Annotated in this window: 10 protein-coding genes and 1 pseudogene; 4 read left to right on the top strand and 7 right to left on the bottom strand. The window is 60.6% G+C overall.

The window, feature by feature from the left end; translation table 11 throughout:
• Nucleotides 1–38 precede the first annotated feature (38 nt).
• Nucleotides 39–926: a LysR family transcriptional regulator gene (locus tag H5J25_RS02000; RefSeq protein WP_202094226.1), complete on the bottom strand. Its 888-nt coding sequence runs from the start codon at nucleotides 924–926 to the stop codon at nucleotides 39–41.
• 95 nt (nucleotides 927–1,021) lie between these two features.
• On the opposite strand from H5J25_RS02000, the gene H5J25_RS01995 reads away from it, so the two are divergent.
• The 3 genes from H5J25_RS01995 (at nucleotide 1,022) to H5J25_RS01985 (ending at nucleotide 5,932) form a co-directional block, all read left to right on the top strand.
• Nucleotides 1,022–2,125, top strand: a complete 1,104-nt coding sequence (locus tag H5J25_RS01995) for an aldo/keto reductase (protein WP_202094224.1) — start codon at nucleotides 1,022–1,024, stop codon at nucleotides 2,123–2,125.
• 959 nt (nucleotides 2,126–3,084) lie between these two features.
• A complete protein-coding gene (locus H5J25_RS01990) occupies nucleotides 3,085–4,296 on the top strand; it encodes a PDDEXK family nuclease (protein WP_202094222.1) in 1,212 nt (403 codons plus the stop codon).
• Between the two features lie 298 nt (nucleotides 4,297–4,594).
• Nucleotides 4,595–5,932 carry a DUF2779 domain-containing protein gene (locus H5J25_RS01985; RefSeq protein ID WP_225883284.1) on the top strand — a complete coding sequence of 446 codons (1,338 nt, stop codon included), beginning with the start codon at nucleotides 4,595–4,597 and terminating at the stop codon, nucleotides 5,930–5,932.
• Nucleotides 5,933–5,965: 33 nt separating this feature from the next.
• Here the strand turns inward: H5J25_RS01985 and terL are convergent, their stop codons facing one another.
• The 4 genes and pseudogenes from terL to H5J25_RS21785 all read right to left on the bottom strand — a co-directional run bounded on the left by terL (nucleotide 5,966) and on the right by H5J25_RS21785 (nucleotide 10,915).
• Complete coding sequence (terL, locus tag H5J25_RS01980) at nucleotides 5,966–7,474, bottom strand: phage terminase large subunit (RefSeq protein WP_202094218.1); 1,509 nt, start codon at nucleotides 7,472–7,474, stop codon at nucleotides 5,966–5,968.
• Nucleotides 7,471–8,058, bottom strand: coding sequence for a DUF5681 domain-containing protein (locus H5J25_RS20470; protein WP_225883283.1), 588 nt, complete (start codon nucleotides 8,056–8,058; stop codon nucleotides 7,471–7,473). The genes terL and H5J25_RS20470 overlap by 4 nt, the downstream gene beginning before the upstream one ends.
• A gap of 36 nt (nucleotides 8,059–8,094) precedes the next feature.
• On the bottom strand, nucleotides 8,095–9,354 hold the full coding sequence (locus tag H5J25_RS01970; protein ID WP_202094207.1) for a DNA modification methylase: 1,260 nt from the start codon (nucleotides 9,352–9,354) through the stop codon (nucleotides 8,095–8,097).
• An 837-nt stretch (nucleotides 9,355–10,191) separates the two neighbouring features.
• Nucleotides 10,192–10,915: pseudogene (locus H5J25_RS21785) on the bottom strand (IS6 family transposase).
• Between the two features lie 101 nt (nucleotides 10,916–11,016).
• On the opposite strand from H5J25_RS21785, the gene H5J25_RS01960 reads away from it, so the two are divergent.
• Complete coding sequence (locus tag H5J25_RS01960; RefSeq protein WP_202094201.1) at nucleotides 11,017–11,859, top strand: IclR family transcriptional regulator; 843 nt, start codon at nucleotides 11,017–11,019, stop codon at nucleotides 11,857–11,859.
• A 15-nt stretch (nucleotides 11,860–11,874) separates the two neighbouring features.
• On the opposite strand, the gene H5J25_RS01955 is transcribed toward H5J25_RS01960, so the two are convergent.
• Together H5J25_RS01955 and H5J25_RS01950 are read right to left on the bottom strand one after the other, a co-directional pair.
• Nucleotides 11,875–12,807, bottom strand: a complete 933-nt coding sequence (locus H5J25_RS01955; RefSeq protein ID WP_202094200.1) for an SGNH/GDSL hydrolase family protein — start codon at nucleotides 12,805–12,807, stop codon at nucleotides 11,875–11,877.
• Nucleotides 12,804–13,634, bottom strand: a complete 831-nt coding sequence (locus tag H5J25_RS01950) for an SMP-30/gluconolactonase/LRE family protein (RefSeq protein WP_202094199.1) — start codon at nucleotides 13,632–13,634, stop codon at nucleotides 12,804–12,806. The genes H5J25_RS01955 and H5J25_RS01950 overlap by 4 nt, the downstream gene beginning before the upstream one ends.
• Nucleotides 13,635–13,639 lie beyond the last annotated feature (5 nt).

The raw sequence follows: 13,639 nt of genomic DNA, 5'->3' as shown, positions 1-13,639 counted from the left end.
TGATCAGCCACCTTGATTATGTCAAAGGACGCTCGCGATCATACGCGCATGGCCCTCACAAAGGCTTGGAAGGCGGCAGTCGGTTGACGTCGGCTCGGATAGTAAAGGTGGTTCGGTGGCAGTGTGGGTGCCCATCCGGCCAGCACTTCAACCAGCGCCCCATCGGCTAGTTGCAGCTCGGCATGTGGTAACGGCAGGCACGTCACCCCCAACCCTGCCACTGCGGCGTCGCGCATCACGTCGATATCGTTGGTGATGAAGTCGCCTCGGACCGACCTTTCCACCGTCCGGCCATCCCGCTCGAATTCCCAGCGGTGTACGACACCGGATGAGGTGTACCGGTAACACAGACAACGATGCGCGACGATATCGTCGGGATCGGCGGGGGCGGGATGATCGGCGAGGTAGGTTGGGGCTGCGACGAAGACCAGCGGCACCGGCGCACTGATGCGCACCGATATCATGTCGGCCTGCAGCGTCTGGGCGTGCCGGACCCCGCAATCGAAGCGGTCGGCGACGATATCGACGAACCCGTCGTCGACCACCAGTTCGACGGCGATGTCGGGATAGGCGCGCGCAAATTCGGCCAGACGCGGCAGGATTGCGTAGATGGCTGCAACCCGGTGCGCACTGACCCGGATACGCCCTGCCGGCCGTTCGCGGGCATTGTCCAGGTCGGTCAGCGCGCTCGCGACGGATGCGATCGCCGGCCTCAACCGCGCCAGCAGTTCCTCGCCGGCGGGGGTCGGCGCCAGCGAGCGGGTGGTACGATCGAGCAACCGAACACCCAGTTTCGTCTCCAGCGATCGCATCTTATGGCTCAGGGCGGAGGCGGACAGACCAAGACGCGTCGCCGCGCGCGCGAAGCTGCCGGCTTCGACGATCGTTTCGAACACCGCGAGACCGGACCACAGATCACGATCCATTCCTGAAAATCCTTCAGCAGCCCATGCGCGGTAGATGGTCTAATCCTCGCGCTGTCCGGCGTCCATCTGGAGACGATGCAACGCAGGATGCCATCATGAACCTCGACACCTATCGCCCGCTCGGCCGTTCCGGTCTTCTCGTCAGCCCGCTGGCGCTCGGCACGATGACCTTCGGCACCCCGCGATGGGGGCTGGACGAGAGCGGCAGCCGCGCAGTGTTCGATCGATATACGGAACTCGGCGGCAATTTCATCGACACCGCCGACGTCTATGCGGGCGGCCGATCGGAGGAGATGGTCGGCACGTTCGTCGCGACGCAGCAGTCGCGCGACAGGCTGGTCCTCGCGACGAAATCAGGGTTTGCGACCGGCCGCGGCTATCACGCAGGCGGCAATGGCGCGCGCCACATATTGGCGTCCGTCGAGGGATCGCTTCGCCGGCTCCGCACGGACTTTATCGACCTGTACTGGGTGCATGTCTGGGACGGCGTCACACCGGCCGATGAACTGTTGCGGACGATGACCGCCCTCGTCGCGACGGGAAAGATACGCTATTGGGGCATCTCGAACACCCCCGCCTGGTTCGTCGCCGAAGTCGCGACGCTGGCACGGGTACAGGGCGATCCGGCACCGATCGGCTTGCAATATTTCTACTCGCTGGTCGACCGCGGCGTCGAGGCCGAGCATTTACCGCTCGCCCGATCGGCCGGCATGGGTCTCGTGCCGTGGAGCCCCCTCGCTTACGGGCTGCTCACCGGCAAATACGACCGTGCGACCGTCGAAGCGGGCCCGAAGCGTGCCGGCGGCGTTCCCAATCAGGCCGGGCAGGACGACACGGCGCGGCCCGTCCACGACAAGCGGCTCGATGGCGACAATCCGTTCGGCGACACGCTGTTCACCGAGCGCAACTGGCGGATCCTCGACGTCCTGAAGCGCGTCGCTGCAGCGATCGACGAGACGCCGGCGCGCGTCGCTTTGTCCTGGGTGGCCGGGCGGCTAGGAGTCGCATCGACACTGATGGGCGTGAGCCGGGCGGAGCAGGTAACCGACAATGTCGCCGCGCTCAGCCTCACTCTCTCCCCGGAGCATCTTGCCGCGCTCGACGCGGTGAGCGGTAACGCTATGCCGTTTCTTTACGGGCTGTTCGCGCCTGCCATGCGCAACCAGGTCGTTTTCGGCGGCGGGGATGTGCGAAGCTGAAGTGTCATTCTGTACCCGGCGGACGGGGACGAAAAGCGCTCGGTCGGCTTTAATCGTCACACGACGCGTTTGGTGCTGTCCAGTCGGCTGAACGTCTCGGCACATTAGTAATGATGCGGATCGGAACCATTGGCGCGGTAATCGCGGGACTTTCCTGAGCAGGTGCTCCGCCACCAACGTCAAAATGTTATCAACTTTGACAAGGGCCGCGATCCTCGTGGCCGGATGTGACGCCTCGCGTTAACACGCCGCTGGGTGTTGCCGGGTTTGATCACGGTGCGTAACATCTGACGGCGCGCGATGCTGCGTTCGCGGCGCAAGGCCATTGTTGGGCGCTAGCCGGGCACGTTGCGCATTGGTGACCGGCTGGCGCCGACGCACTGGACGAGTGGCGCGCCGTCCTCGACGAGCTCGGCCAAACCATAGGCGGACATAGCGTCCTACGGGATCCTAACGAGCTCGCGCTATGCAACCTCCTGGCCGCGATATGAACGATGCCTTTTTATGGACTCGTCCGGAGCGGTATAGACCTGTCTAGACGCCTGAACGAACGTCTGCTTACGCCCGTTTCCGCCGCAAAGCGGTCAGGCCGTTCTCCACCAAACGCGGACAAAACGTGGGGACGAACGGTACAGGACCGCTTTCGTAAAAACTCGCGCTCCCTTCATGGCGCCATCTCGGTCGAATTGACTTGCGTCGCGCCGCGTAGCGAGCAAATTGCCCCTGCCTCCGGTGAAAGCCCGGAGGTGGGGCTTAGTAACCCCTTTACGCATGCTCGGTCGCAGCTTTGCTGGAGGCCGGGTGGCATGCGCGCATGTCCAGCCGGCAACGGTAAAGGCGCATGCGCCTGTGCGTAACAGGTTACTAACATCCGGCTTCGGCCGTCGCCCCGAGTGGACATAGGCGCGACGAGGAAGCCATTAGCGAGAGCGGCGCGCCCCCAAACCGGAGGCGCGACTATGACGCTGGTACTAATCGAGAATGACGCGGCGCAGGTGGTAAGACGCGTGCCGCAGGGCGAAGCACGGCGAGAAGCCACGCTTCGTGATATGATCGCAGACCATCCCGAAATGCTGCCGGTCCATGACCTCGACCCGAGCTATGGTCGGCTCATCACGGTGACGAAGGAGCTGTCGATCCCCGGCGTCGGCTTTGTCGACGTCCTGCTGATGGACGAACACGGCCGACTGGTTGTTGTGGAATGCAAGCTCTGGCGTAACCCACAGGCACGACGCGAGGTCGTTGGACAGATCCTGGACTATGCTCGTGAGATCAGCAGGTTTGGGTATGAGGATCTGCAACGGCAGGTGTCGATTGCAACCAAACGCCAGGGCAACGTGCTTCATGCGTTGGCGAGCGAGGCTGGCGGAACGCTCGGCGAGGCAGAGTTCGTCGACCGCGTATCCCGCGATTTGGCCGCGGGCAGGTTCTTGCTGCTGATCGTCGGAGACGGGATCGCAGAGGGGACGAGGAGGATCGGCGAATATCTGCGTGATCAGCCGGGCCTGGCGTTCAGCTTCGCGCTCATTGAGATGGCGGAATACCGCCACACCGATACGGCTGGAGCAGAGCATCTGATCGTGCATCCTCGCGTCTTGGCACAGACCGCGACGATCGAACGCTGGGTCATCCGATCCGAGATCCCCGGGTCGGCGATCGAGTCTGCGACCCCGAGTTCCCCGAGCATCGATCGTACCGATGCAGTACCGCGCAACACGACCAAGGCGGTCACACGCTGGCAAGCGTTTATGGCTGCATTTACGGCCGAGACAGTGTTTGATGACCCGGGCCAACCCCCGCCCCGTTGGGGCGGCACAGGGTGGCTGAAGGTACCGTTACCGCACGGACTCTACGTAAATGTATATCGCAGCAGCACTCAAGGCACGATCGGGACGTACGTGCGATTTGATGGGGCCGAAGGTCAGAAGCTTTGGGCTGCGATACTCCATGACCGCGAGACAATCGACGGAGAGTTCAAAGCCCAAGATTTGGGCGCACCGAATTGGGTCGAGGGTGACGCACCCGGCATTGGCCTGTCGATACCGTCACCAGACCCATGGGATGACAGAACAGAAGTGGAGCAAAGACGCTGGATGAGCAAAGCCGCCAACCAAATGGTCAACAGTCTGCGACCACGGCTTCAGCAGCTGGGTCGGGACATCGCGGCTTGAGCCAGCCGGCCCAACAAAACCGGAGCAGCTATCGCACCCCCGACCAATGCGGCGAAGGTGTGCACTGGCAGGCTACTACCGCATGGTAGCTGGAACTCAGACTCCGCGAGCAGCGGGAACGCCTTGGCGATCAGGCCTGTCAAAGTCTCGCCTCGCGATCTTCGAACAATGCGCGAAGCGGCTGTGGCTATCAGTTAACAAGCCAGACGCCGCACAGGAAAGCAATGGTACCAAACTGGCGTTTCGCATCGGGCATGACGTCGGCGATATCGCGTGCACGCTTCTGCCAGACGGGATCATGATCGACGGCGCAAATGGGATGACGTTCGCTGCGGAGGCAACTTGCAAGGCGCTCCTTGCAAACGAACGCCGGCCGCTGTTCGAGGCAACGTTCATCCACGAAGGTGTCGTCGTTCGCGTCGACCTGCTTATTCCAGATGGCGCGGGATGGCACGTGGTCGAGGTCAAAAGCACGACGAGGGTAAAGCCTTACCATTGTGCTGATTTAGCAACGCAACTTTGGGTCATGCGTGGGTGCGGCGTCCCGGTGACAAAAGCTTCGATACGGGTGATCGATACGAGCTTTGTTTTGACTGAAGCGGGTAATTACCACGGGCTATTTACCGACGAGCAGGCCGGGGACGAGGTCGCCGAGATCCTCGCTAGCCGCGCCGACGTTGTCGCCGCGGCGAATGCAACCCTGGATGGACCCGAGCCCGCGCTCTCCGTTGGCGCGCACTGCAGCGATCCGTTTCAGTGTTCATTCGAGACGTATTGTCGCCGCGACCTACCGCAATCACCGACGTGGCCAGTTAGCCTTTTGCCCGGGGTCGGAGGTAAAGCGCTCGCCCGCACGATGATAAGCGAGGGCGTCGATGATCTGCTTCTCGTCGATGCTGAACGGACCGCCCATCCGCTCCTCGAACGGGTTCGCGCGGCAACCTTTAGTGGCGACGCTTACCACGATGCCGAAGGCGTGCGTCGTGATACCGACTGCTGGTCGTACCCGAGAACGTTTCTGGATTTCGAGACAATCGCACCGGCCATTCCCCGATGGCTTGGCACGAGCCCGTACCAGCAGGTTCCATTCCAGTTTTCCGCTCACATCGACCGGGGCGATGGCGAGCTGGAGCATCGCAAGTTCCTGTCGATTGACGGCGACGATCCAAGGCATGCCTGTGCCGAAGCGCTGGCGACCTTGCCAACGGCAGGTGCGGTGGTCGCCTGGAACGCAAGCTTCGAACGAACCTGCCTGCTAAAGCTTGCAGCCGTTTCCCCGCTCTATGAAAGCGTGCTTCGCTCGCTCGCGGACCGGCTTGTCGATCTGTTGCCGGTTGCGCGAAGACACTATTATCACCGCGACATGCGAGGCAGCTGGTCGATTAAAGCCGTGCTTCCCACACTAGCCCCGGAACTCGACTATGGATCACTTACCGGTGCTCAATCCGGCGTTGAGGCTCAGGAGAGCTATCTCGAAGCGATCGATGGGAAAACCTCTCTTGACCGGCGGCAGGAGATACGGCGCGGTCTGCTCGACTATTGCAGGCTCGACACCCTTGCGATGGTCATCGCGCTCGAACGTCTGCAGGGGCCAGCCTCGCAGGTGCTTCCCTCTCAGGGATTGCCGGATCGCTGAAACCGGAACGGCCTAATCATTGCGCGACGCCGATCATCCGGAGAAAGAACCGTCACCGTGATAGGAACGTGGTCGCTTGGCCCTGCGAGTGACGTTCATCCGCCTGCCGGAGCTATCCCGTTCTGCCTTTACCCAATCTTCGGCATAGAAAGCAAAATCGACAAACTGGCTCAGCGCATCGACCTGGTCGTCATTGGTCGCGTCGGGAAAACCAAGAAGCTCCTTGCGGAGCGCGTCGAGCCAGGGGGCAGTCTCAGGCAGCAGAAAATCTCCCGACTGAAGCTTGACCGTCGCCTTGGCCAGTCGGTCCTCCTTGCTCCCCCTTAGGGGCAGGCGCCCTGATAATGCCCGGCAGCTGCGCCTTTTGGCCATCTGGTACAGCGAGATCCCGATCGAAGCGCCCTCAATCACAAGAGCGTCCGCCTTCCACTGCCTATGCCATGCGATGACCCGGTCCGTGAGTTCATTGAACGGCATCTGTGCGCGTATGATATCGAGCAGATACCACTCGCCGTCGCGGTAGCCCCAGGTCATCCCTGCAGAATAATCTGAAGTGATCCGGTCACTGGTCGCCGGATCCCAGCTTTGTACGATCTTGTGAAAAAAGCTGCGTTGAGGACGCTCACCATATTGGCCGAACCAGTTCCAATCGATCAGCGCGCCTTCAGCGATCGTCGGATCTTGCTGAAACTGCGCCCCGAATGCGCGTTCACCCATCTCGGCGCGCTTGCGCTCCAGCTCGTCTCCAGAGATGAGAAAGGGCGCAAGCACGTCGCCCTTACGACGTTGCCAGACCCGGCCACGCGGGATTGGAATGGCTTCGTCTTCGACCGCATACGCAGGTAGATTAAGATGATGCCAGCCCGGTGTGCGAAGTGCCCATCCGACCAGATCATTATCGTGTATCCGCTGCATAACGATAACGATGCGGCTGTCGTTCAGATTATCGAAGCGGTTGAAGAAGGTCGTGCGGAACGTTTCAATCGCATTATCCCGTTCGACCGCTGACATGCTTTCATTAGCCTTGTGGAAGTCGTCGACGATAAGAAAATGAGTTCCCAAGCCGGTCATGGCACCCGCTTTGGATGTCGCCCGAACCTCGCCGCCGCCTGCCGTGACGAAATGGTCGGAGCGGTCCTGGCCCTTACGGATTGAAACACGTGGGAAGAGCTGCCGGTACCGGTCGTCTTTGACGATGGTCCGCACATTGTTGAAAAGGCTGTTCGACAAATCTGAGCCATAACTCACGATGGTCAGCTTGGAGTTCGGGTCGTTTCCAAGCACCCACGCCGGGAACGCCCCGGACACGAGCTCAGATTTGCCATGTCGCGGCGGCAGCGTGATGATGAGCTTCCTGATCTCGCCGGAGGCAAGCTGTTCCAGACAATGCACCATGGCATCGATGTGATCGCCTGGAGTGATATCCTCTCCGCCGTGTAGCATCCGGAAGGCCTCGGCGTGGAAGTGACCAAGCGAGCGACGCTTGACCTCTTCGGCGAATTTGCGCCGCGCCAGCGGCGACAAGTGGGCGAGCGGTTTCACGTCGTACCCGTTCGGTTTGTCTGACGTACGACGGGGCGTTCAGGCAGGTTCAGTTCAGCGAGCAGGCTGTCGATAGCCTCGCGTTCCCAAACTTCGACCTCCGGCCCGGGCTCGCGGTCAGCCACCTGCCGAACGAGCTTCACATAGAAATCCAACAGGAGCTGAGCTGCCTTGACCGATCCTTTGGCGGCCGAGCTTTTAAGCATCTGAACCGCAAACTTATCCATCGTCAGCGGGACTGCCTCACCGTTGACGGTCGCGGTGAACGGCGCAAGCATGGTTTGCTCGAGCTGTGCCTGCGCACTTAACGGCTCTTGCTTGACGGGGCCGCGGGGATTTCCCGACTGACCCTTGACCCACTGGGTGGCCTTCGGTGGGCGAGACTTACCAACGATGTAATCGCCGTTTTCGTCCCGGTTCGAGCTGGCGAGATCGGACTTGTGACAAGGCCGCTTACCGCTCGCCGGGCTTTCGGCAGGGGGCGGCGTTATTGCACCTGACGTTGGAATAACGCGCGCCGGCGCGCGAGGTGAAGTGCCTGTAGCGGATGCATCACTGGGGGATTTGGTAGGGAGAAACGGCATGACGGTCCCTTTGAGTCGAATAACAAGACTGGTCGATCAGGCGGCGACGCGCGTGCGGGCTCGCGGTGAGACGACGAAGCTCTCGGCAGACCGGCGCTCGGCGACCTGCTCCATCGTCTCTTTCGTACCCTGCAACACGGCGATGCCGCCGGTTACTCGTTCCCAGCGGCGCACGATCGTGTCGACATAGAGCGGGTCGAGTTCGAGGCCGCGGCAGATCCGGCCGGTACGTTCGGCCGCGATCAAGGTCGATCCGCTACCAAGGAAGCCGTCGAGAATAATCTCTCCTCGGTCCGAGACATCGCGGATCGCATCCACAAGCATCGAGACGTTTTTACAGGTGGAGTGCATTGCAAGCTGCTCGTCGCGACCCGCACCAAAGCTATTGACGCCGGCATACGTCCAGACGTTCGATCGAGTTCGCCCCCATCGGCCAAGATCGATGTTATTCCGGTGCTTTCCGTTCCCCTTCTTGGCGATAAAGCATAGCTCATGTTGAGAGCGATAGAAGGCGCCGAGGGCCGGCGACGTCTTGGCCCACACAGCCATGTTGATCATCTTCAGGTCGGCGGCTCGAATACCGGACAGGATCTCGTGCATGTGTCGCCAATCCATGAACATGTAGAGCAGCGCGCCATCTCGACAGAAGGCAGCGAGAGTGGCGATGCTGGTCTTCAGGAACTCCGTGAACTCTGCTTCGCTCATCTCCCCGCTCGCCTGAACAAACTCGCGGTGCTTATGCTTGCCCAGCCCTCCAACATTACCCTGTATCTTCACGTTGTATGGGTGGTCGGTGAGCACCATGCGTGCCAAGTCGGTGCCCATCAGACCCTGTAAGTTTTCCATCTCCAGTGATGAACCGCACAGGACGCGGTGATCGCCAAGTTCCCAGAGATCGCCGACGCGCGTCACCTCGCTGCCGGGGGCGCCGATCTCCGTCTGTTGATCGTCCGCATCATCTTGGTCCTTTGTCGGCGACTGATGCAGCAAGCTGTCGATCTCTGGCGTCGTGAACCCCGATACTTCGTAATCAAGATCCATCGTGATGGGCTGCAACTCGCCCCATTCATCGGCAAGTTCGACGGTATCCCAACTACTCTCTTCGGCGATCCTGTTAAGCGCGAGCCGCAACAGCCGGGTATTTACCTCGTCAAGATGGTCAACCCGGACTGTCGGCACCTCGGCAAAGCCACACTCCTTCGCGACTTCGAAAACGCCCTCGCCGCCAATTATCACGCCGTCCTGATCGATCAGGATCGGAAGGATGAGTCCGTAGCGCTTGATCGACGCCTGCATCGTCGATCTCCACCGTCTGGACCGCTTACGCAATTTGCGCCCGTATCCGCAGATCTCGTCCACCGGTCGGTAGACGATCCCGATACGCAGATTATGTTGAAGTTGCTGGATATCGGCCGACGCCTGTCCGACGTTCGCACTCTCAGATTGCACTACCACTGTCCGTTCTCCGCGCATGTGCATCAGCTGCACTATGACTGCCGGAGAGGAAGCTAGGTTGCCGAGAGGCGGGATCCACTAAAAGTAGATCTTTCTAACTTCCTCTCGACTTTGAAACGATACTGCAGATTCCGTTCTGCATCAATAGGATTGCACGTGATGCTACCAAAAAACTGATACAGCCTACTTTCGTTGTCAACGTCTACTTTAATTGTCAAAGTCTGATTGCACCATTAACGGCAATACATTCAAATATAACTATGTCTTCTTGTATTCCCTGCCGGTTGCCTGCCGCTTCCCTGCCGGGCCGGCAGGGAAGATCGATCCTAATACGCCGATAAAAAAGGATTTATTTGCAATACGGCCGGGAGTTCGGACGTGTTCCCGGTGGTTTAGGCTGTCAAACGACGCTTGGCAGGGAAGGAGCGGTTAGATTGTTGGGGAAATGCGAAACGGTACTGCGCCACACAGTGGCAGAGAAAGTGCGGGCAAATGGCCGCAATAACGCTCGGAGAAATCTCTCCGTCGTACGGGATGCGTGGGAAAGGGGCGCAGTTTTGCGCCATAAAAGGCGGACTACCTACGCAAGGGATGGTCCCTAAGGACTAGGTGGCGGTGCTGTCAGTCTAATGCGAACCGCTCTCCACACGATGCAGTTCGGTTTTTGAGCGAGACTGCCTAGCTTGCGACGATGCTCCACTCAGCAAGCGCGGCTGAGCGGCGTTCCTTGTATGTCTGGCGGTCAACGAGATGGCGTTCGAGATTGAAGTGGTTGTGAACGTTGGCATGCACGCTGGCGAACTTTTGCAGCGTCTTCATCTGCCTAAATCTGAGCATCGCCCGCTCACGTCGTCGGAACGGCAGATGGCTGTTCTCGACCCGGTTGTTTGCCCAGCGTCCGACCTCCTGCTTCTCGGCGTTGCCGAGCTCCTTCATTGCTGCGCGATAGGAGCGCAACCCGTCGGTGGTGATGGTTTCCGGTGTGCCGTGACGCTTCAGCGCCTTCTTCATAAAGCGAAGCGCTGCATCCTTGTCGCGTGTCCTGGTGATGTAGCTCTCCAGAGATCTCGCCTTCGTGATCGACGGCCCGCCAGAGGTATACCATCTCGCCATTCAGCTTCACATACATCTCATCGAGATGCCACCGCCAGTGGCGGAGCCCGCGCATACGCGAAACTCGCTGCCGGCGGATTTCGCCGGCAAACATCGGGCCAAACCTGTTCCACCACGGCCTTACGGTTTCATGACAGATGTCGATGCCTCGCTCGAACAGCAGGTCTTCCACGTTCCGCAGCGAAAGCGGAAAACGGATGTACATCATGACAACGAGGCGGATGACCTCGGGCGACGAGTTGAAGCGGCGGAACGGGCTAGCGGGCAGCGCTCGAGATTTACGGCTCATGCAGCCAGCTATCACCCGACCACATGGTATGCCATGTTAGTCTGACAGCTCCCGCCGGTCTGACTTGTTGAAATCGGTTCAGAGCAGGCTATACCGTTCAAATGGCAACTGGACAAGATGATGGCTTCGATGCCGAACTGACGGCGGCGCATATTTACCGCGTGCCAATAATAGATAAGATGATGGAGATTTTCACGTTACTCGAGCAAGGGCCGGATCAGGAGCCGCGCATCGCTCATATCGTGGCGGAAACTAGACTATCTCGCTCTACCGTATACCGCATATTGAACACCCTGGTTCATCACGGACTCGTTTATCGCACCTCTGATGGCGGATATCGGCTCGGGCTTCGGCTGAAAGGGTTGGCTGCGTCGGTAACAATCAATCTGACGCTTGAGGATATGCTCGCGACCGTCCGCCCCGCGTTGAAAATTCTTTCGGACCGAACACGTGCGACGAGCAAATTTACTATTCTGGATCAGTCCCTTGCCAAAGTGGTGGCGCTGGAGATCGGTTCGGATCCGTTCGCCCCGACGTCACGCCTAGGCAGTACGTTCGATCTTCATGCGGGGGCCGCATCGAAGCTGTTGCTTGCCCATGCCCCGGCTGCTGAACGCAAAGCAGTGTTTAACAACCCTCTCGCACGGCACACTGACACGACGATCGTGGAACGGGCTGATCTGGAGGCCGAACTGGCAACCATTCGCGCCACGGGGATAAGCTTCGATCGCGGAGAATGGAGCGGCAACGTTCATGCTGTCGCGGCGCCGATAATCGGCCCGGGCAGCGAAGTCCTCGGTGCGCTGAGCGTGACCTATTTCCCGAAGCCGGACGAGGCGCAGTTCCTGCTCCACGTCACCCCGATCCTTCGCGAGGTCGCGTCCGACGTCTCGGAGCAACTCGCCCGCGGCATCACGACGATGACGTCGCCAGGTCTTATCTGAGCCGGCGCGGTCCGGTTAAGGCCGATTACGCGCGCGCGGCGGCGAACGCTTTTCAATCGACAATTGATCAAATGCGACCTGCTGCAGCGCCACAGCGACGACAGGATCGATTCCCAGTTCGTCGGCGGCCCTCTCGTTTCGGCCTAGCATACGGGGGTCGACGAGCGCGATGGCGCCGAACGTAACAAGCGCCTCGAGGTAATAGCCTTCGAGGCTGCCATGATAGTCGTCATACCCCCAGAGTTTGACCTGGCCGCGTGTGATCCCGTCATAGGGATTGGCGTCCGCGACGCCGGTTTCGAAACTGCGATTCCACGCCTCTCCCACCGGTATGACGCCGGTGAGGCCGACGACCATAGCCATCGCGTTGTCTGCCGCCGTGCGCAGATCGCGGGCCATCGCGTCTATCGGTCGTCCATGCCATCGTCCCGTGCCGGCGTAGACGAGGTCGGCCCGGCTCCACGTCGCCATCAGATAGATGGACACCGCCGGATTTCGCGCGCGGAACAAGCCCGCCAAGTTTGCGACGCCGCTGTTGTACTTCGCGTCGTCGCCCGGCTGCTCCCGGTCCAGCGTACTATATTCCTGCAGGACCACCACATCCCAAGGCCGATCGAGGACGCCCCGACGTTCGGCAAAATGGAAGCCAAGCGACTTGCCGCCTACGGTTTCCTGCGCGACCGAGTATTTCAGCCCCCGCTGCCGGGCGAACGAGGCGAACAATGCCGGGACGCCGCCGAGCCGGGTGCCGTTTAGATCCTCAACGGTATCATGCCGCCAGTTACGCAAGGCGGAATGTGCGCCTTGCGTGAAGCTGTTCCCGACGAACAGGATCGTGCGGGTCGGTTGCAGCGCCTCTACCCGCGGAGGCGCGGAGATACGCTGCTGGCCGAGCGCCGGGGTCGGCGCTGCGGCCAGCAGAAGCGTTGTCAGGATCGTCAGCCTCATGCACGTTCCCCAGGCAATATTTTCAGCGTCGCCAGTGAACAGGCGAGCATCTCACCGCGCTCGGCTTCGGTGATGACCAGGCCCAACCGTCCACCTGGATCGAAGGCCAGATTGGTCGGGCGGTTGCCCGGCGTGCGCAGGCAGACGCGGGCGCTACCATCATCGGCCACGACGTGAATTTCGCCTCTTCCGTAGAGCGCGACATAGAGTAGCCCGTCGGGACCGAAAGCGATGCCGTCGGGGCCGATCTTCGTCGGCAATGTGGCCCAAGGACGCCGTGCATGCCAGCGCTGTGCGTCCGGCTCCCACGCCCCCCTCCAGAGTATGCCTGTAAAAGTCTCGGCCACGATCAGGTCATGCCCGTCCGGGGTGAAGGCAAGTCCGTTCGGGAAGGACATGCCGTCAGCAAGAAGCGAGGTGCCGCCTGCACTATTGCGGCACCACACCTGCCCCCGCCGGTCCTCGGTCGGTGACCCCGGACAGGTGAAGACCAACGTTCCGGCTGAGTCGAAAGCGAGATCGTTCGGACGGCGGAGAGGAGGGTGTTCGGGCGGCAGCTCGATGGTGGGGGCCAATGCGCCATCCAGCTGCCGGATCGAACCGGCCGCGTCGCAAAACCAGAGCTTTCCGCGATAGATGGCAAGACCGTTCGGCTCACCACCGACGTCGAAGCGTTCGACGTCATATTTACCCCGGCTATTATCCGTTAATCGCGCCAGCGCGCCCCCGCGCATCTCGACGCACCAAAGGCTGCCATCAGGTGCGAAGACCGGGCCTTCCGGAAACCGAAGCCCTTGTGCGATACACTGCAAGTCCCCGGTCTTCATAAGTT

Origin of the sequence: Sphingomonas aliaeris (assembly GCF_016743815.1) — a bacterium.
Lineage (GTDB): Bacteria > Pseudomonadota > Alphaproteobacteria > Sphingomonadales > Sphingomonadaceae > Sphingomonas > Sphingomonas aliaeris.
The sequence above is the reverse complement of the archived record's forward strand: the minus strand, read 5'-3'. Positions and strand labels throughout refer to the sequence as shown.